The sequence below is a fragment of the Peribacillus sp. YIM B13477 genome, assembly GCF_042787955.1.
Classification (GTDB): Bacteria; Bacillota; Bacilli; order Bacillales; family DSM-1321; genus Peribacillus; species Peribacillus frigoritolerans.
Genome location: NZ_JBHZPD010000004.1, coordinates 202,596 through 220,753, shown reverse-complemented (window position 1 = coordinate 220,753; position 18,158 = coordinate 202,596). Strand labels below are relative to the sequence as shown.

General features: G+C 34.2%; 27 protein-coding genes and 1 pseudogene. 5 read left to right on the top strand and 23 right to left on the bottom strand.

Annotation, left to right across the window (positions count from 1 at the left end; genetic code table 11):
• Positions 1 to 123 precede the first annotated feature (123 nt).
• Positions 124 to 276: pseudogene (locus ACFX4H_RS14990) on the bottom strand (transposase); the annotation flags it as partial.
• A 30-nt stretch (positions 277 to 306) separates the two neighbouring features.
• Between ACFX4H_RS14990 and ACFX4H_RS14985 the strand changes: the two are divergent.
• Positions 307 to 513 (top strand): hypothetical protein, encoded by a 207-nt coding sequence (locus tag ACFX4H_RS14985; protein ID WP_377435731.1) that lies wholly within the window; start codon positions 307 to 309, stop codon positions 511 to 513.
• 44 nt (positions 514 to 557) lie between these two features.
• Here ACFX4H_RS14985 and ACFX4H_RS14980 read toward each other — a convergent pair whose 3' ends face one another.
• The 6 genes from ACFX4H_RS14980 to yeiL form a co-directional block, all read right to left on the bottom strand.
• On the bottom strand, positions 558 to 740 hold the full coding sequence (locus ACFX4H_RS14980; RefSeq protein ID WP_377435730.1) for a hypothetical protein: 183 nt from the start codon (positions 738 to 740) through the stop codon (positions 558 to 560).
• A gap of 145 nt (positions 741 to 885) precedes the next feature.
• Positions 886 to 1,878: an NADP-dependent oxidoreductase gene (locus ACFX4H_RS14975; RefSeq protein ID WP_034310993.1), complete on the bottom strand. Its 993-nt coding sequence runs from the start codon at positions 1,876 to 1,878 to the stop codon at positions 886 to 888.
• Between the two features lie 104 nt (positions 1,879 to 1,982).
• Entirely contained in the window at positions 1,983 to 3,041 is a 1,059-nt protein-coding gene (locus tag ACFX4H_RS14970) for an alkene reductase (protein ID WP_377435729.1), read from the bottom strand.
• Positions 3,042 to 3,055: 14 nt separating this feature from the next.
• Entirely contained in the window at positions 3,056 to 3,904 is an 849-nt protein-coding gene (locus ACFX4H_RS14965) for an alpha/beta fold hydrolase (protein WP_063589965.1), read from the bottom strand.
• Between the two features lie 112 nt (positions 3,905 to 4,016).
• Complete coding sequence (locus ACFX4H_RS14960; RefSeq protein WP_034310982.1) at positions 4,017 to 4,592, bottom strand: TetR/AcrR family transcriptional regulator; 576 nt, start codon at positions 4,590 to 4,592, stop codon at positions 4,017 to 4,019.
• A 681-nt stretch (positions 4,593 to 5,273) separates the two neighbouring features.
• Entirely contained in the window at positions 5,274 to 5,945 is a 672-nt protein-coding gene (yeiL, locus tag ACFX4H_RS14955) for a transcriptional regulator YeiL (protein ID WP_084737441.1), read from the bottom strand.
• Between the two features lie 77 nt (positions 5,946 to 6,022).
• On the opposite strand from yeiL, the gene ACFX4H_RS14950 reads away from it, so the two are divergent.
• A complete protein-coding gene (locus ACFX4H_RS14950; protein WP_063589964.1) occupies positions 6,023 to 6,718 on the top strand; it encodes a YjjG family noncanonical pyrimidine nucleotidase in 696 nt (231 codons plus the stop codon).
• Positions 6,719 to 6,720: 2 nt separating this feature from the next.
• On the top strand, positions 6,721 to 7,206 hold the full coding sequence (locus ACFX4H_RS14945) for a DUF6198 family protein (protein WP_377435728.1): 486 nt from the start codon (positions 6,721 to 6,723) through the stop codon (positions 7,204 to 7,206).
• Between the two features lie 337 nt (positions 7,207 to 7,543).
• Here ACFX4H_RS14945 and ACFX4H_RS14940 read toward each other — a convergent pair whose 3' ends face one another.
• From ACFX4H_RS14940 to ACFX4H_RS14910, 7 genes are all read right to left on the bottom strand, one after another.
• On the bottom strand, positions 7,544 to 8,032 hold the full coding sequence (locus ACFX4H_RS14940) for a GNAT family N-acetyltransferase (RefSeq protein WP_328138182.1): 489 nt from the start codon (positions 8,030 to 8,032) through the stop codon (positions 7,544 to 7,546).
• Positions 8,033 to 8,172: 140 nt separating this feature from the next.
• Complete coding sequence (locus tag ACFX4H_RS14935) at positions 8,173 to 8,511, bottom strand: hypothetical protein (protein ID WP_241637464.1); 339 nt, start codon at positions 8,509 to 8,511, stop codon at positions 8,173 to 8,175.
• 154 nt (positions 8,512 to 8,665) lie between these two features.
• The gene (locus ACFX4H_RS14930) at positions 8,666 to 9,013 is read right to left on the bottom strand and encodes a hypothetical protein (RefSeq protein WP_237752104.1); all 348 of its coding nucleotides are present in this window, start codon (positions 9,011 to 9,013) and stop codon (positions 8,666 to 8,668) included.
• 278 nt (positions 9,014 to 9,291) lie between these two features.
• Positions 9,292 to 9,423, bottom strand: coding sequence for a DUF6254 family protein (locus ACFX4H_RS14925; protein ID WP_221408526.1), 132 nt, complete (start codon positions 9,421 to 9,423; stop codon positions 9,292 to 9,294).
• 68 nt (positions 9,424 to 9,491) lie between these two features.
• Positions 9,492 to 9,674, bottom strand: a complete 183-nt coding sequence (locus ACFX4H_RS14920) for a hypothetical protein (protein WP_034310968.1) — start codon at positions 9,672 to 9,674, stop codon at positions 9,492 to 9,494.
• 296 nt (positions 9,675 to 9,970) lie between these two features.
• Positions 9,971 to 10,489 carry a spermidine/spermine N(1)-acetyltransferase gene (paiA, locus tag ACFX4H_RS14915; protein WP_034310964.1) on the bottom strand — a complete coding sequence of 173 codons (519 nt, stop codon included), beginning with the start codon at positions 10,487 to 10,489 and terminating at the stop codon, positions 9,971 to 9,973.
• A 26-nt stretch (positions 10,490 to 10,515) separates the two neighbouring features.
• Positions 10,516 to 10,968 carry a MarR family winged helix-turn-helix transcriptional regulator gene (locus ACFX4H_RS14910; RefSeq protein ID WP_377435727.1) on the bottom strand — a complete coding sequence of 151 codons (453 nt, stop codon included), beginning with the start codon at positions 10,966 to 10,968 and terminating at the stop codon, positions 10,516 to 10,518.
• Between the two features lie 108 nt (positions 10,969 to 11,076).
• Here ACFX4H_RS14910 and ACFX4H_RS14905 point away from each other — a divergent pair, with 108 nt between their 5' ends.
• Complete coding sequence (locus ACFX4H_RS14905; RefSeq protein WP_377435726.1) at positions 11,077 to 11,721, top strand: YczE/YyaS/YitT family protein; 645 nt, start codon at positions 11,077 to 11,079, stop codon at positions 11,719 to 11,721.
• A gap of 137 nt (positions 11,722 to 11,858) precedes the next feature.
• On the opposite strand, the gene ACFX4H_RS14900 is transcribed toward ACFX4H_RS14905, so the two are convergent.
• The 5 genes from ACFX4H_RS14900 to ACFX4H_RS14880 form a co-directional block, all read right to left on the bottom strand.
• Positions 11,859 to 12,350: a DUF6584 family protein gene (locus ACFX4H_RS14900; RefSeq protein ID WP_063589957.1), complete on the bottom strand. Its 492-nt coding sequence runs from the start codon at positions 12,348 to 12,350 to the stop codon at positions 11,859 to 11,861.
• Between the two features lie 157 nt (positions 12,351 to 12,507).
• Positions 12,508 to 13,125: a DUF3885 domain-containing protein gene (locus tag ACFX4H_RS14895; RefSeq protein WP_377435815.1), complete on the bottom strand. Its 618-nt coding sequence runs from the start codon at positions 13,123 to 13,125 to the stop codon at positions 12,508 to 12,510.
• A 29-nt stretch (positions 13,126 to 13,154) separates the two neighbouring features.
• The gene (locus ACFX4H_RS14890) at positions 13,155 to 13,340 is read right to left on the bottom strand and encodes a DUF3953 domain-containing protein (protein WP_377435814.1); all 186 of its coding nucleotides are present in this window, start codon (positions 13,338 to 13,340) and stop codon (positions 13,155 to 13,157) included.
• Between the two features lie 238 nt (positions 13,341 to 13,578).
• Positions 13,579 to 14,031 (bottom strand): hypothetical protein, encoded by a 453-nt coding sequence (locus ACFX4H_RS14885; RefSeq protein ID WP_377435725.1) that lies wholly within the window; start codon positions 14,029 to 14,031, stop codon positions 13,579 to 13,581.
• Between the two features lie 63 nt (positions 14,032 to 14,094).
• On the bottom strand, positions 14,095 to 14,769 hold the full coding sequence (locus ACFX4H_RS14880; RefSeq protein WP_377435724.1) for a VOC family protein: 675 nt from the start codon (positions 14,767 to 14,769) through the stop codon (positions 14,095 to 14,097).
• Positions 14,770 to 15,380: 611 nt separating this feature from the next.
• On the opposite strand from ACFX4H_RS14880, the gene ACFX4H_RS14875 reads away from it, so the two are divergent.
• Positions 15,381 to 15,539 (top strand): hypothetical protein, encoded by a 159-nt coding sequence (locus tag ACFX4H_RS14875; protein WP_164468811.1) that lies wholly within the window; start codon positions 15,381 to 15,383, stop codon positions 15,537 to 15,539.
• 159 nt (positions 15,540 to 15,698) lie between these two features.
• On the opposite strand, the gene ACFX4H_RS14870 is transcribed toward ACFX4H_RS14875, so the two are convergent.
• From ACFX4H_RS14870 to ACFX4H_RS14855, 4 genes are all read right to left on the bottom strand, one after another.
• On the bottom strand, positions 15,699 to 15,980 hold the full coding sequence (locus ACFX4H_RS14870; RefSeq protein WP_054399329.1) for a hypothetical protein: 282 nt from the start codon (positions 15,978 to 15,980) through the stop codon (positions 15,699 to 15,701).
• 10 nt (positions 15,981 to 15,990) lie between these two features.
• Positions 15,991 to 16,380 carry an SHOCT-like domain-containing protein gene (locus ACFX4H_RS14865; RefSeq protein WP_034310941.1) on the bottom strand — a complete coding sequence of 130 codons (390 nt, stop codon included), beginning with the start codon at positions 16,378 to 16,380 and terminating at the stop codon, positions 15,991 to 15,993.
• A 13-nt stretch (positions 16,381 to 16,393) separates the two neighbouring features.
• Positions 16,394 to 16,759: a DUF2089 domain-containing protein gene (locus ACFX4H_RS14860; RefSeq protein WP_034310939.1), complete on the bottom strand. Its 366-nt coding sequence runs from the start codon at positions 16,757 to 16,759 to the stop codon at positions 16,394 to 16,396.
• Between the two features lie 287 nt (positions 16,760 to 17,046).
• Positions 17,047 to 17,907, bottom strand: coding sequence for a transporter substrate-binding domain-containing protein (locus ACFX4H_RS14855; protein WP_377435723.1), 861 nt, complete (start codon positions 17,905 to 17,907; stop codon positions 17,047 to 17,049).
• Positions 17,908 to 18,158: the final 251 nt, after the last annotated feature.

Sequence of the window (18,158 nt, the reverse complement as noted above, 5' to 3'; positions counted from 1 at the left end):
ATTAGCATTATATTCTTCAATAATTAGTTCAGAGCATTATCCCAACAATTACACTTACGGGACATTTCATCACCTTCTTATTCTCTTTAGATACAGTTGAATGGATTTAACATCCCCCTCCTTAACTTCAGCGAAAGCAACCAGTTTTTTCGGATGATTAAACCGATCGATTTCACCAATTTCAGAGATAATCGTTGCTGCGATTTTTTCTCCTATTCAGGGAATCGATTGGATGATTTTATATTCTTCCATTTCATTTGCCAGGGCCACTATACGATCTACCAAATCAGAAAGGTGTCCCTAGTATTGATGTTAAAGGAATATCCTACTTCAGAGGCGGTATTAACTGCCGGAGAAAGTAGACTAGCAGAGAGTGTAATAGAGTTCTGCCCTAGCCGATCGGGTGAATGGGCATGGGAAAAAGCAAAAAAAATAATGGATTCCGCATCTCGAAATCCATTTCAAAAAAACGTGTATGAAAGTCACGAAAAAGCTATAATAAAAATGATGTAATTTACCAAAAAACTCACCTGCCCTGACTACCAATTATAAACTATTTAATGATGTGAATTATTTACCTTGTTCCTTTTTTTAAGCGAAAACCCAGCAGATAATAAAGATACTGTCGCTAAACCAACTCCAATAATCATAGAATAGTCGAAATAATTTTTAAGTGCCATCCCACCACAAATAGCTACAATAAACAAAAGTAAAAAGAAAACCGTATAATTCTTTTTCATAATTCCTCACCACCCTTTATCGATTTTACCAAAAATAGTAAATGAATTATTGAACTAACCTGCCCCGTTAGCTATATAAGCAACCTAGATAAGTAAAAAAAACAAACACTTTCTACCTAAGGAAAGGTTTGTTAGATAAGACTGATTATTTTAATTTAAGTATTATTTTTCCTTTTGCTCTTCCCGTCTCTGCATACTCCAATGCTTTTTGGGCATCTTCGAAAATAAAAATTTTATCAAGTGTAGGCTCAATTACTTCTGACTCTAACATCTCTGTTAAAATTTCCAACTGCTCTCCACTATGCTTCATAAAAAGAAACGTGTATTGGACATTATGCTTTTTTTCTAACTTCGTAAGCTTATAACTTGCAATGGAAAATAAGGTTTTTTTAAATGAGCTAAATCCGTTTTCTTTAGCAAAGCGACCATTCGGGATTCCAGATATAGAAACAATCTTTCCTCCTTTTTTTAATGTTACAAATGATTTCTCTAATGTCGCCCCCCCAATGGTATCAAGAACTGCGTTGTAGTCACGAATCGAATGTTCGAACTTTTCTTTCTTGTAATTAATAACTTCGTCAGCGCCAAGAGATTTCACCAAATCAGTACCATCACTAGCTGTAGTTGCTACAAAAGCACCCATATGTTTTGCAAGTTGGATAGCAAATGTTCCCACTCCCCCTGAACCTGCATGTATTAATATTTTATGTCCTTTTTCAATTCGCAGAATATCATGTAAAGCTTGGTAGGATGTCAATCCGACTAGAGGGATGGAGGCGGCTTCTTCAAAACTTAAATTTTTAGGTTTTAATGCAATATCTTCTTGGTTAACAGAGAGATATTCAGTAAAAGTTCCCATTTTATTTGCTCTAGGTCGACCATATACCTCATCACCGACTTTAAACTTCGTGACACTAGTACCTACTTCAACAATTTTTCCAGAAAAATCGTTTCCTAAAATTAAAGGCATCTTATATTTCAATAATAATTTTAATTCACCCTTACGAATTTTTGTATCAAGAGGATTTATACTTGCCGCATATATCTCAACTAAGACCTCGTCATTATTTATTTTGGGCATAGGAAAGTCTAAAAAATTTGGATTTTTACCGTAGTTTTCAATTGCTAAAGCTTTCATTATAATCCTCCACATTTTTATTTAACGTACATGTACTCTTTTCATAACGAACCTAAGAAAAAAGATTATGAATATCCCTAGATGGGATATTCATATTAAATAAATTATTTTAAGAAAGGATAATCTGTATAACCTTCTTTTCCTCCTGCATAGAGCGTGTTTTTATCAGGTTCGTTTAGGCGAGCACCTGATTGAATCCGTTCTGCAAAGTCTGGATTAGCTAGTACCCAAGTGCCTACTGTGACAACATCTGCAAGATTATTATCTACATCAAACGAAAGTTGATCTAGAGGACGACCTGGACGGTTAACAAGAAGTGATTGATCCCAAAGTTGACGCACATCTTTTAGGAATTGCTCGTTTCCAAAGTGCATTAAATGCAGATATGCAAGGTTAAGCTTATTTAATTCACTTATTAAATAACGATACATCTCAAGGCTATTTTCCCCCTCATCAATGCCTTGCAGTGTTCCTTGAGGAGAAAAACGGATGCCTGTTCTTTCTGCTCCTATTTCATCAACAACTGCTTTAGCTACTTCGATAGCGAATCGAGAACGCCCCTCAATCGTACCACCGTATGCATCTTGACGATGGTTGGAGTTTTCACTAAGGAATTGTTGGATCAGATAACCATTCGCTCCGTGAATTTCAACTCCGTCCGCACCAGCTTCAATTGCTGAACGTGCTGCTATACGAAACTCATGGATAACATCTTTTATCTCAAGCTTACTCAATTCTCTTGGTGTTGGAATTTCTTTCATTCCTTCTGCCGTGAAAATTTCTACACCAGGTGCAATAGCTGACGGTGCAACTGCTTGGCGGTGGTGAGGTGTGTTATCAGGGTGTGATACACGTCCCACATGCATAAGCTGAACAAAAATATGACCGCCTTCACTATGAACTTTAGAAGTTACTTTTTTCCAACCTTTAATATGATTTTCTGTATAAATACCAGGTGTATAAGTGTAACCTTGCCCATCATCTGAAGGTTGGGTTCCTTCGCTTATAATTAAACCCACTGAAGCACGCTGACCATAGTACTCTGCTAATAAATCGCTCGGTGTACCATCTGGTAAAGCTCTACTTCTAGTCATCGGAGCCATTCCTATACGATTTTTCAAGTCAATGTTTCCGATACGAACTGTTTCAAATAATCTGCTCATATGAATACTCCTTTTTAGTAAGAATTAGAATCAAGGAATGAATTTACGTGTTCTGCAAATAGTTCTGGAAATTGAAACAGGTGCCCGTGACCAGAATCAGGATATATAATCAGCTGTGCTTTCGGTAATTTCTCTGTTAAGATATAACTGTTTTTAGTCGGTACCATCACATCATTGACACCATTAGTAACAAGTACAGGGTGTTTGATGTTTTGTAACCATTCATAATCATGATTGGACTTTTGTTTAGCCCATTTTGCAATGGCTTGTAATTGTGCCTCTTTTACTTGTTCCGAACTGTTTACTTTTTTCTGATTAAAAATTCTTTGTAGTGAAGCCATTCCTGCAGATTTACTTGTTTCGGTTTGTCCGTAGAAAAAGAACATAAAATCATTTATTCCATCTTCTTCCGTTCCGCCGTGACGATTCATTCTTTCAAAAATCTCCGGATTTGGATTAATACCAGATTCAGGCGAAGTACCTGCCATAATAATTTTTCTTACTAAATCTCCCTCTTGTAAAGCTAGCTCTTGTGCAACCATGCCACCAATGGAAAAACCAAGAATGTCAACTTGTTCTAATCCAAGAGCTTTTATAAATGTTGCTGTATCTTTTGCCATATCAGCAATTGTAGTAGGCGTTAGTCCATCGGTCTCACCAACCCCTTTATTGTCAAACAAGATTACTGGGCGTGTATTTGCAATAGGTTCAAGCATGTTTGGATCCCAGTTTTCCATCGTTCCTCTATAGTGAACAAGAAATACTACTGGTATACCATCTTGTGTACCAAATTTTCTATATGCGTAACGAGTTCCATCTGCTTCAATAAATTCTGATTCTGTTGGTATTTTAAAGTTAGTCATTATTGTGTTCCTCCTTAGAAATAAAAAACGGTTTTATAAGCATGCATTATGATGGTTTGTTTCATGTTCACTTTTTTAGAATGAACGTTCTAGAAAGGGTAAAAAAAGAAAGCTAGTCCAACACTGAAAGTGCTAGAGTGATGATGCCTTCTAATTCTTTTTTATTGTAATTAGTTTTTATTAGTACTCTTATACCTACCAAATTGTTGTGTAAGAAACGAGATGTGTTATCAGAATCGATTTCTTTTGATAGCTCTCCACTAGTCTGGCCCCGTTTTATAAGGTTATTAAACATATCTTCAGTACGGTTAAACATTTTTGTAACTATGCGTCCAATTTCTTTGTCCAGTAAAGATAATTCTATGGCTGCATTTACTGATAGACAACCTTTTGGGTATTGTTCAATGGAATTCAGTACGAAAATAAAAACATCACGTATCGTCTGTTTAATGGATGGAGTGCTACTAATTATCCTTTCCATCTCATTGACGATGAGCTCTTCATAGTGATTAAGGGAAGCTAAAAACAATGAACGCTTGTCACCAAATGTATCATATATACTCCTGCGGTGTATTCCCATATGATCCACCAAATCTTGCATGGATGTTTTTTCATAACCCTGTTCCCAGAAAAGCTCCATTGCTTTTCTTAATACAGCTTTTTCGTCAAACTCTTTACTTCTAGCCATTATATTTCTCCTTTAAAAAATCCATGAACCAATACTAACAAAAACAAACGTCATAATCCATTATAGAATGAACGTTCTAAAATAAACACATGAATTTCAAACCATGATTAAACAATACCCTTTTTAGAACGATTAGTAAAGAATTATAAATACCCAATAATCCCCAACACATTTGCTGCATACCACAATGTTATCCTTTAACTTTCACCTAGGGGTACCACCAAGCATTTCTTTATTCGTTTAGTTTCTTCAGGATTGTTTTCTTCCACTGTACAATTAATGGATCAAAATCTTTTACAGATGCACTCATACCAAATAAACAAGAAACAGCAATTAGAAAAAACATCTGAGCCCTTACTCAACCAAACTGCCCTGTTAGTTACCAAAAGAATAAGCTGCCTTAAAGACAGCCCCGATCTTCAGCTAACGCGCTAGTTAGTTAAAGTGAGGGACATCACAAACAGAATATTAATTCATCTTATCAATATTTTATTTTATTAGGCTATGTTAAAAACTTTGGTTGAATGAAAAAATGCAAAAGATTTGGTTAATTTTAAATTTTAATGGTGGTAGTAAATATTCCATTAGCTATTTTTTAATTTGAAAACGAATACGGTATTCGTTTCTGTGATAAAAAGTGTAACAACTTGTTTATATTTCAAGTTATCAAATCATACTAAATTAATCCTTTTTTGAACTTAATCTTTCTAACTTTTCTTTATTAATGATATAATATCCTCTTCCTTTTTTTTCTAATAATCCTTCTTCTTGGAATTGGTTAAGTGTGTATAATAAATGTCGATAGCTTCCCCCCACGTATTCTGCTGTTTCGGTATGCTTCTCTTGAAAGCATCCATCGTTTTCTATTTGAAGAATATATTTGGCCAATCGATTTTTGAACTCATAATCCTGCATATCTGTGTAATGATCCGTTCTTTTAAGTAATTTATCACCTAAATATTTTGATAAATTATGGAGGAAACGATTGTCATTTAACAGATGCTTTTTCGATGAAGCCAGTGGAACCGCTAAGCAAGTGCAGTTATTTATAGCCACAACATCTTTTAAATTCTTTTCCACCTCAATCAAGGATAATTCACCAATAAAATCATCTTTCTTTAGAAACTGAATCAGCGCACGTTTTCCATTTTCGTGTACTATATATATTTTTGCCCGCCCATCCAATAATAAAAATAAGTACTGAATATCTTCATCAAAGCGCACTATATATTCATTAGAAGAAAACTTACAAATAAAAGCCTGATGTAAAACTGCTTTCGGAAAAGTTTCTTGAATATCATTATATATATCCACAAAATTTTCAGCGTAATCCTTCAAATTGATTTTTTCCATTTTATCACCTCAATATGAGATATCTCCTATTATTATATTGTTCCTTTCGATATATTACTACCAAGAGGTGGATTGGGATGAACAAATACAAACATATTATTTTTGACTTAGATGATACGATACTTGATTTTCAAGATTCAGAAGAAAAGGCTTTAAAACAAATTATTACGCTGTACGAGTTGCCCTATAACAAACAAACAATTGCATGTTATAAGCGCATTAATGATGGATTATGGCATCAATTAGAGGAAGGCTTGATTTCTCGTGAAGAAGTGCTGACAACGCGTTTTTCACTTTTTTTGAAGGAATTTCAAATAGATGAAAACGGAGCAAAAGTTGAAGCTATGTACCGTGAGCATTTAAACCAAGGACATAAGGCCATCACCCATGCACATGAATTATTAAATGCTTTAAGTAAGCAAGATTATAAATTATATATTGGAACAAACGGTGTAGGAAAGACTCAAAGAAAAAGATTATTAGGTGCCAAGCTACAAGGATATTTTGAACAACTTTTTATCTCCGAAGAAATTGGTTATGAAAAACCGAATCCCCATTTCTTTTACTATATTTTTGATGCCCTGCATACAAGCAGTAAAGAAGAATTTTTAATGATAGGTGATCGTTTAACATCGGATATTCAAGGAGCTATCAATGTCGGAATTGATTGTGTATGGTTTAACCCAAAGAGAAGCATGCCTAAATCATGTTCACCTAAGAGCACATATACGATACCAAATTTAATGCAAATAATGGACTTATTAGAGGAATAATCATGAAAAAAGTAATTCAATCGATTCTACTCTATATAGTAAGTGCTATTGGCATCAGTCTTACATTAAAAGCTGATGTTGGTGTCAGCAGTTTTAATGCGATGAATTTATCAATATCTGAATGGACTTCCATCAAAGTTGGCACAATTACATTCATTGCAAATCTCATTTTTCTATTCGGTTATATCTGCCTATGCGAAAAAAAGGATTTTAGAAAATTCACTTTGATGTTCATTTCCAGCTTGTTCTTTGGAATGGTTATTAATTTTTTCCTCTATACTATTTTCGGTACGATTTACGTAGAGAATTATTTAGTAAGAATCGGACTATTTATTTTCGGTGCGATACTAGCCGGTGGAACAACAGGCATTATTTTATCATTAGATATTATTCCTTTTCCTATTGAAAGTTTATGTTTACGAATAGCTGAATTAACAAAGCGCCCTTTCTCTCAATACAGATATTGTGTCGATTTATTCTATCAATGATAATATCACTACTATACAATTTACCAATCAATATTCGTGAAGGAACGATTATCAGCTTCTTCTTATTGTCCGGCATTATTTCATATACACGATTGAAATCTAAAAACTATCAACAGAAACCACAAACCAAAAATAGCATAACTAAAAAATAACCTCTTACGGTGGAGAATTCAAAGAGGTTATTTTTATCAAACTTTAATAAAAATTTTCGAACTTGATTCTAAATGATAATCTTTTTTGTAACACTACATTACACTAACCTGCCCCGATAGTTGCAATAAGAAAATGCCTAAAAGACAGCTCTGATCTTCAGCCAACGCACCAGTTGCTTATCTGTTTAAATTTGAAAGGATTGAACCAAACATTCTTCATTATCGACAATTTGCTTTTTTTCTTCAAAATCTATACTTAGCTCACTGAAAATCTTTCTCCAAAATATAACAGCAGGGATATTATTGGCTAATTGAACAACAAAGTAACTACCTTTTTTTTGTTTAAACAATTCCTTTAATAATGATATTGCAGTACCTTTTCTTCTATATTTTTTCAAAATGAAAATATCATTAACGCTGTAATCATAGTCCTTTTTTAAAAATGGCCTTTCTAACAGTAATAAAAACCCTGCAATTTTCATATCTTTTTTCAAAAAGTATGGGGTTAATCCTTCCTCCTTCCAAATTAATTCAAATGAATCAAATTCAAATGAGCCATCTGTTGATATGTCTAAACCCTCGGTAAACTCCGAAAGGTCATGTAAATAAAGGGAATATAAATTCTGAAGAATATGCTTTTCATCTTTGGAAACGGGGTTGAATGAAACAGTCATCGTTATCCCTCTTTTACGATTTATTAAGCTCTTACTTCATTAATTTCGATATAAACTTCCATTTGTCCTTCATGAACTCCCCTGCCCCGTTAGTTGCATAAAGAAAAAGCTGCCTTAAAGACAGCTCCGAGGAATAAGGGTTAATGATTTTTATTTGCATACATTCTTGCCATTGTCGAAGGTGAAAATTTAATTCTATATTTCCCTTCAAGTTCTTTCTTAATTTTATCCGTTAAAGTTAAGCCTTGTTTATTGTGTTCTTCTTCAAGTTCAATCCCATTAGGAAGCAATTTATCTTCATCCCAATCAATCCATTCACCATACCTATTTACCCATTCAATCAATTCATTTGTTAACGTATTTGAAATTAGACCTATATCCAAGTTACAACCACATTTATTGCACCATATAGGATCCGCCCCAATATCCCCTTCAACTTTCAACTCATATGTTTCTTTTTGTTCACAAAAACATTCCATATTATTTTCTGACTCCTCTACTACACGCTTTTTTATTATATTTTACATGACTTTTGTTAAAGTAACCTATCCTATTAGTTCAATAAGAAAAGCGATTCTTATTAAAGAATCGCTGAGTTTGTAGATAACTATCATCCGAAAAATTGAGGGAACCTCAGGCCTTATCCCTTATCCCTTTTCGATCATGTAAAATTTCTTGAATGATTTCAATATGAACAAAAGACCATGATCTTTCATGAAAGTGAAGAAACACACTAATGGAAAGAATGGAAATATATATTATACTAAAGACTACCCAAAGCAAACTCCCATCTTTAAAAAGGAAATCTTGCAATTGATTTGAAAACAGAAGAAAAAGCCAAGGCCCAGAGGATATTATAATAGGAATGATCCCCGATCCGTTTTTCTCTTTTATCATACAATAATAAACTTTTTTTAACGTATCGCTATCAATCGAACTATAAAAATTTTGAATTTCTTCCACTTCAATCAGTTTCTTCATCCCTTTGAAAGATCGGTCTTTGTATGAAGCTTTTTTTAATTGAAGATAAATTTTATGAGCATCTCCCCGTAATGAAAACATATATCTGATCTTTCCCCCCTTCCAAAAAACTCCTTACTGAAAGGTTTTGTAATACTCCGCATTTTTATGTAGTCTTTGTCTTTTACAGTATCTACTTAAGGGGATGACAACCCATAAAAAAGCCAGCTCGTATATATACCTAAAAAGGCCATAATCATCGATGATTATGGCCTTTAAGTAACGAAAAGAGAACCGTTTTACTTAGTTTCAGATTCATTTTTGCCCGTATCTTCAGCTAATTGTTCAAATGAAGGGACCTTACCATGTGGATTCTGAGATTGTTTACGATCTTTCCATTGGCGTTCTTGTTGTCGCTTAGATTGAGTCATCTAAATAAGCTCCTTTACATAAAGTTAAGTAAAAAGTTTGAAGCACGATAAGCGTACTCGAGCAGGCATCAATGCATGCCTTTCCACTCACCTTGATTTTTAGATGCTTTTTCTTTTTTTGCTTTATTTTTATGTGCTTGATTGGCATTTGCACTGCCGAATTCTTTAGAGAATTCAGAATCAGTTTTGCTTGAATCAAACCCTTGTTTGTTTTTTTGATCTGCATCATTTTTCTTTGTTCGTTTTGCCATGTATACCCCTCCTTCTTATCTTTAGTATGAGATCTGAAAGGAGAAATATACTCCGAATAAAACCGGCAGTAGCATGTATCCGTCATGTAATTCGGGTAAATAATAAAGTGAATAATGAGTTCGAATATTTAACCGCTCGTGCAGTACCATCCAAAGATTATTGAATTTGAGGGTTAAATAATTTTGGGTTTATAGGTGGTTTTTTTACTCTCTTTTCCATCATCAGCTCTGCCATTTGTTTCGAATTTGGATTTCCTTCATTTTGTATTTATGAATGATGTACCTTTCAAGATAAGTTATATGATTGTTTTGGTCATTATAAAGTCCGTTTGTTCTTCATCACCCATATAAAAAGAATGGGCTCCAGTTTGAACAAACCCAATTTTCTTATAAAAACCAATGGCATTTTCATTTTTTTCCCATACGCCCAGCCAGATTTTCTTTTTATTACGTTCCATCGCCATGTCCATTGCTTTATTTAGCAGATATTTACCAAGCCCATGTTTTTGGTATTTGTTCTTTATATAAATCCGCTCGACTTCAAGTGAATCATCACCCATTTCTTCAGTCTGAGCATCATTGGTATTGACCTTTAAATATCCTGCGACTTCATTATTAAAATAAACAAAAAAGAATTGCGAAGAAATATTGGCTAATTCTTTTTCTAATTGGTTTAAGTTAAATGCCCTTTCCAAATAGGCATTCATATTTTCGGGTGAATTCTGATGCTTAAATGTCTCATTAAATGTTTCATAACTAATTTCTTGAAGAATGCGCGAATCGTCTAGGGTACACTTTTTAATATTTGTAGTCATTTAAATATGCCGCTCCTTTATAATAATCAATAATTTCTCTTGTTTCCCTTTTTTACAAATTCCCAGTCTTTCTCTACATTTTTTCTTACTCTTTGAAGAAGATCGGAAATGGTTTCTACTTCTCTTTCCGAAAGTCCCTCTAATGCAACGGTATTGGAATAATCATTTTCTCTTTTTATAAAAGGATAAATACTTTTTCCTTTCTTCGTTGGAAAGAGCTTTTTAATTTTTTTGTTGTGTTTATCTTCTTTCTTTTCAATAAAGCCATTGATTTCAAGTTTTTTTATAGCACGAGCTGCTGTTGTTCGATCTACTTTTATCATCTCAGCTAACTTTTCCTGAATCATTCCTGGATTTTCACATATTCGCACAAGGTACAAATACTGCCCTTTTGTAAGGTCATGTTCTTTAAATTCGATATTGCTTATGGAATCTAATGCCCTTGCTATCATTCCAATTTCACGAAGAATTTCCTTCATAATGAACTCCTTAACACATATTTTTGTTGCAAATGCAATAAAAATAACCTATATTAAATTTAACGTAATTTTGTTGCGTTTGCAACAAAAAAAAGGGGGGGCGGTATAGTGAAATATGTTTTTTATGTTTTAGGAATTTTAATATTAACCCTTGGTATTTCTTTCACTATACAATCAGATCTTGGGACTTCACCTTTTGATGCACTTTTGGTGGGACTATCCATAAATGCGGGGCTTACTGTGGGAAGTTGGGAAATCATAATAGCTTTGATCTTGATATGTTTTAATTCATTTTTAAAAAGGCAAAGACCAGAAGTTTTGGGGTTATTAACAGCATTTATAACGGGTATCGGGATTGATATGTGGCTTTTTATATTGCACAATTTGATAACACCTGAACTATGGTACAGCAAAGTTATTTGTTTTGGAATCGGCTTGGTCGTTATAGGATTAGGAACGGCAACATATTTACACACAAATTTTGCACCGATTCCAGTTGACCGATTAACATTAATCATACAAGAATTAACGAAAACAAATATATTTTTTTCGAGAACAGCCATTTACCTCGCATTCTTGATAATGGCAATGATATCAAATGGACCAATTGGCGTTGGAACTTTATTAACCGTTTGTTTAGGTGGGCTAATACTCAATTACTTTATGCCATATACTGAAAAAATATTAGACCGCATATTAACACACCCTAGTACATCACCGAATAATGATAAAGATAAAAAACATTCAATATAGAATGATTTTTATCTTTATTGCTCAATTAACCTGCCCCTATAAAGACTGCCAGCGATGGCAGCCAGATTTTAAAAGTAAACCACCCGTTAGGTAAAGAACAAGTACTATAAAACTCTTTTATAAAGCAAGATTACGGATCAAAAAATCCAGGTGAAAAGAGCGTAAACTCCGATTAATGCAAAGAGAATTGTTAATATGATTATTGAGAAGCAACCCAAACTAACCAAATTATCTTTCAATACATCGTCAGGTTGTTCCAGCAGACTCTCTTTCACTTTATTTTGTATAGGTGAAATTACCTGATCCAATTCCAGTTCTATTAAAATTTCACTATCACCTTTAAATTTCAGAGCTCGTGCTATTCTGAAAGGATCGTTTCCCATAGATTTTTCGAACAAAATACACGCTTTTACCATCTCTGATGTCTTATTCTTTTCTAAATACCAGTAACGACCTGCCATTGAAGGGTATTTCAATGCAAAATAGATGTCCCCCAGCTTTCTGCGCAGTTCTAACTCATTAGGATAGGTCGAAATTAACCCGTGTAGCCTATCCCTTGCTTTCCCTAAATCATTTTTTTCAATGTCCTCTTCTATCTTCTTAATCGTGTTAACAGGTATCTTTTCTATATAAACACCCCATTATCTTTTCTTTATATTCTTTATTTCTAGATCGTTCAAAATAGTTCCTTCTCCAACATCTTGCCCCTTTCTGCCATAAGAAAAAGCTGCCTTAAGACAGCTTCGATCTTCAGCTAACGCACTGATATTTCACCAAAGACATCCATTATTTGAATATCTCTTCTATTTCATTTCTGTCGTAATCCAATATCCAATCATTGTATTTGTCATAAACATCCCTTATTGTTTCGGGTGTGGTCGCCAATAAATCACAACCCCTGTCATCATAAACGTGAAATATAGTTTTCCTGTTGATGTTGATAAAATAGATTCTATTAAAAATACTTGGTTTTATACCCATATCATTATTGCAGATTGCTTTTAACATAGGAATGTATTTGAAGTCAGATGGTTTACATTTTAAAGTAAATCTATGTGTTTTATATGTTCCTTCATCATCATCGTCAGGAAAAATATAAGGAATTGTTTTTTGGTTTAACCCATATAAGACCGATTTCTCTTTAATATAACGAGGAAAAGTTTTTGATTTATGTTTATAACCATCTGCATGATCGTTTACGTCAATTACTATATACATATCATCGTTAAGAGAATGCAAGGACTTAAATAAAGTGATAGCCCTTTTATATACTCCTTGTATATATGGGCTATTTTCATAATCATTATCTCTATCATAGTCCACACCTAATTCAAATCGGATACCAATTTTCCAACTATAAAACAAGGCTGGCCTAAGTTCTAAGTTCGGGAAATTATCATTCATAAAGTCGTTTAAAAGCATTTTGCACCTCGTTATTTTCCTTCATTGTACCATTCCTTAAGAACCAACCTGCCCCGATAGTTCAGTAAGAAACCCTGTATGGAAACAAAGAAAATAAATAAAGAGATAACAATGTTCATATATCCCCAAAAGCCTTTTCTGTCTTTTTGAAGTTCGGATAATCCTGTCACCAATATAAGTGCCCCTAGGAAAAACATATAATACGGAATTAACTCGGTTTCAGTTATTCGATTATATCCTGTTAGAACAATAACAACCATTGCTAATATAACTCAAACCATTTTCAAGAAAATATTTCCCCCTATTAAGTTCTGTACAATTTTATTGGCATACTAATTCTACTATCCTACCCCTCCATAAGAAAAAGCTGCCTATTACCAGTTAATTTCATTCAATAAAAAGAAATAACATTCTGTTGACGAAATTGTTGTATGGTCAATGTTTTTGGTTCTCTTTATTAGATAGGTATTCCGCTACATCTTTTGGAACTTTAAAATACAAATCCAGTTTCTTGGTTCTAAGTTCGATATAAGGGCTATCTTTATATGTAATAATTGTAGCGATTTGTTTAAGTTCCTTTTTATCGCTATTTGGCTCTCCAAGTTTGACTGTATCTTCTTGGTACATCTTATAAATATACTCCTTAGTTGAATTTGGAGGAGTATCTACAATACGCCAATTATCAACTTCAAGTGTATTAACAAATTCACCTACTTCATCTTGATTGTCTATAACGCTTAAAACCAATTCTGGATTTTCTTCTGACGATACTTCTATCTTTTCGGATTCATAAAGCCCAGGGTCTTCTTTCAGATCTTGTTTTTCATTACTACACCCAAATAAAAGTACAGAAACAAATATAAGTAACATACAAACTTTTTTCATCATTGCCTTTCCCCCTCAAAGAATCAAAACCATACACTCACGAAATCAAGAAAGTTTTAACCTGCCTCAATATATCTGAAATTCATTATCGGAATTGATGATTATTTTATTGTTATTTATTAATGTAATCTCAAGAGGATATATGGCAGATGTTTTATCGGAGAATATCCACCTTCTCCCAGGTTGGGCTAATATAATAAATACTCCATTCCTTCTTTCACCCATGAAATTAAGGGATTTTTTACTTATTGTATGATTGTCGCGCTCGTACACACCAATTTCATTTAATTTTTCGCTCACACTTATAGTGTCTTCTACAATTAAACCTATTTCACTTATGTTTAAAATGCTTTTAACCGAAAAAGGCTTCATACTAGCTTCAGCAATTTCATATCTTGAAATAAATTCTACTATATTACCAGAAGGATCATAGAAATATAGAGCATGGGCAGGTAAATGAGTAAAATTAGCTTCATCTACCCCATCTTCGACAAGTAAACTCACTCTTTCTTTTGCCCATGATTTTGCCTCATTAAATTTGTTAGCCGGTATGTTAAAGGCAAAGTGATAATAGGGGTCACCTTTTACTTCTTTTGTTGTAAACTCCATTTCACCTGTACCAACAGCCATTCGAAAGCTATTCTTATCTTCATTAATTAAAGAAAAACCTAACGTTCCAATATAGAAATTTTTCATTTGCAATAAATTTTCAGTCTGTAAAACAATCGATTTAATTTCCATTGATAATACACCTTCCTTGTATATCTAATTATTAAGTAAGTCATCTATAAAACGTACTGACATTCTGATTAAATCATAATTATCATTCCAAGTAAATTTATTCTATTTTTACCTACATATCCCAAACCAACTCACTTTTGCTTTTGCAATCTCGCTTATTGATTGTTTGCAGGCACTGCCCCTTTAGCTGCATACGAAAAGGAGCTGATGACAGCTCCTTTATAATGTAGTAAAGCATCTGTTAGTTCATTAAGAAAAGCATTTCTTATTAAGGAATTGCTGAGACTGTAGACAAATTTGAAGAAATCGAGTATGCATCCCGTTTTTTTTATGGCTTGTACAATTTGCAGCGGATTTCCGCTACAGGCACTCGCTTTCCGCGGGCGGTCAGGGAGCCTCCTCGGCTTCCGCCTGCGGAGTCTCCCTAGACTCGCTTTTCCCGCAGGAGTCTCGCACCTTTCTCTCCAATCAACTTTGTTATAGCATTTATATAGAAACCATACCTGATGAGTTGAAGGTGTTAGTTTGGGAACTTCATTTAAAATCATTTAGTACTCTTGAACCTTTTTGTAAATGATAAGAGTGTTAAACATAAATTGAGGAGGAATTGTATGCAGCAGAATCAACCAGCTAAAGGGAACTCGGGCTCCATTATGAAACCGGAATTTGCCGGAACTGATGCACAAAAAGTAAAACAACAAATTCAAAAAGATGTAAGCGAAGGACAAGGTGCAATGACTTCCCGAGAGGCAGGAGCAATGCGCGATTAAAAAAGCGCCCGTCAACAATCGGGCGCAACAACATATTTTTAACCCCGTCCTATAGAACGGGGTTATGCTTGTTTAATCTTTTAAAATTAAATAACTTTGTGAGAAATTAGGATTTTCCTTCAAAATGCCAGGCAGTGGTCGGTGTATTCTATAATAAAATTATAGTCTAACCTTAACCTCAGTACCGTCCTTAGCTCTGACATCAACTAGCACGATCCCTTTATAATTTTTCAGTTCCTTGACGATAGGCTTTAGCATATTTTTGTCTATATGCGGAAAGGTAAAGTCCAGTTTTTTTCTTTCGAAGTGCTCTTTTGTCCATTTGTTTACATTTTGCTGAAGAAATTTTGAAGATAAAATGGAAATAACAATATTTAAAATGGCATATGGAACTGGGATGGTAAACCGAACGTCTTTTGCTTTCACTTTTACATGCATCATAAACAACTCACTAATCAATGATGACTGAAACGGTATCCCCGTTTGCCGATTTAATATCAACAATTTGGCCATCTAATTCGTTTTCGATTGCTTCCATAATAAGGCTTATGTCTACATCCTTAACGTATTTTTCCGATTGAGGAATACTCGCTGCGATGCTGTGTCCAGCCATTAATACTACCTTGACCAGTTTTATAGGCAAGTTGACCGTGACGTTATCATTTTCGGCTGATACAACACGAATTTTTAATGTTTTATCTAAATATTTTGTCGGTTTTTCCAAAAGCTTATTACCTGTCTCTTCTTTCTCTTTTAAGACTTGAATCAGTTCGGATCCTTTATCTGCGTCAATTTTCCCTTCTTGAACCATTGTTAACACTCTTGTAATTTCCTCTTTCATGATAAATTCCTCCCTATTCCTCTTTTAAGAGCTTAATGGCTTCTTCTGGTGTGATTTCGCCATTTTCCAACATGGTGACAACCTTTTTCTCGTCTACTTCATTTTTCTTCTTCTGCACATATCCAAGGGATGAAATGATGTCTGTTAGCTTGCCTCGAACCGTGGGATACGAAATCCCCAGCTCCTTTTCAACTTCTTTGATATTCCCTCTGCATGTTAAAAATACTTCCACAAAATGAAGCTGATCCTTCGATAAGGATGCCAGCTTAGATAATTCAAACTCATTTTCAATCGTAGTGTGGCAATGAGAGCACTGCAACTTTGTAATTTTCAATGTTTTACTGCAGACAGGACACTCTGTGATTACTTTATAAGCCATAATGGAATGCAATTCCTCCCTTTTAGTTAAATCGATTATATAACAATAAATTAAAAATATAAATACTAAAATTAAATTATTAAACCAAAAAAATCAATAATATTAATTTATTATTTAACATAATTGATTTTATATATTCAACCCAAGTATTATATTTACCATAATGGTTAAATTAAACAAGCGTAACCCCGCCCAAAGTTTAAACGGGGTTACGCTTGTTTTCAAATGATGGCCTTTTTTAAGGTACTAACACAGGTGGTGCAATAAATGGGCAGCACCTCAATATTCTATTCCACCCACTTTTTGTAGAGGGCATCAAATTTACCCTGGAGCTTCATTTCATCCATCCACATTTCCAAGTAGCTTGCATAAATGAAATCACCTCTTGGGATCATATAACCTTTTTCACTGTTTGTGAAAGGCTTGTCGGTTTGAGCCGCATGCAATCTTGAATCAGCTTTTGCATATAGCATTGCTTCTACTGTGTCAGTGATCATAACATCATACGTACCTTCTGCTACAAGATGTGGGATATCAAGGTTGTTTTCTACAACCGTTATGTTAGCATCCCTTAGATACTGACGGACAAATTCTTCGTTTGTTCCGCCTGGATTTACGCCAATGCGCACAGAAGGCTTGTTAATATCTTCAATGGTCAGATACTTGTCTTTATCTTCCTTGCGAATCAAAGGCACCTTACCGAATGAAAGGTAACCTTGGGACACATAAGCGCTTTTTTGTCTGGCAGTGTTGCGGGTCACACCGCCCACAGCGATATCAAATTTGTCCGCTTGCAGGTCTTTCATCATAGTAGGCCATGTGGTAGCGACAAATTTCACCTCTACACCAAGATCTTTGCCAAGCTCTTTGGCAGCGTCCGCGTCAAAGCCTTCATACTCATTCGTTTCCGGGTTCAAATAGGTAAATGGTTTGTAGTCCCCCGTCATTCCTACCCGGATGTATCCACGTTTGATAATTTCATCAAGCTGGGAAGACTCCGCTTTTTTCAAATGCCCTGGTGCATTATTAGCTACCGGTTCAGCCGAGACGTTTTGCGAGGAGATCAGGTCATGACTGACATACCCAGTACCTAGCAAGGATAAGCTGATCAATCCAGCCATCAGTGTTTTTTTCCAATTGTTAAACATGTGATTTCCCTCCGTTTTTTACTGTATTTTGAATGAACCTATCAATTAGTAAAAATACAACAAAATAAGAGAATCACCTTCAAAAAACAAACATTTTTCCACAATTGATAGAAAAAGGACTACACATATTAGTCATATCTAAAATGTGCAGTCCTCATTTAATGGTATCTAGTTATGGACCATAAAAAATCATAAATAGCATGAGAAATATGTTTAATGCTAACAATATCTTACCAAAGAGATTTTTTATA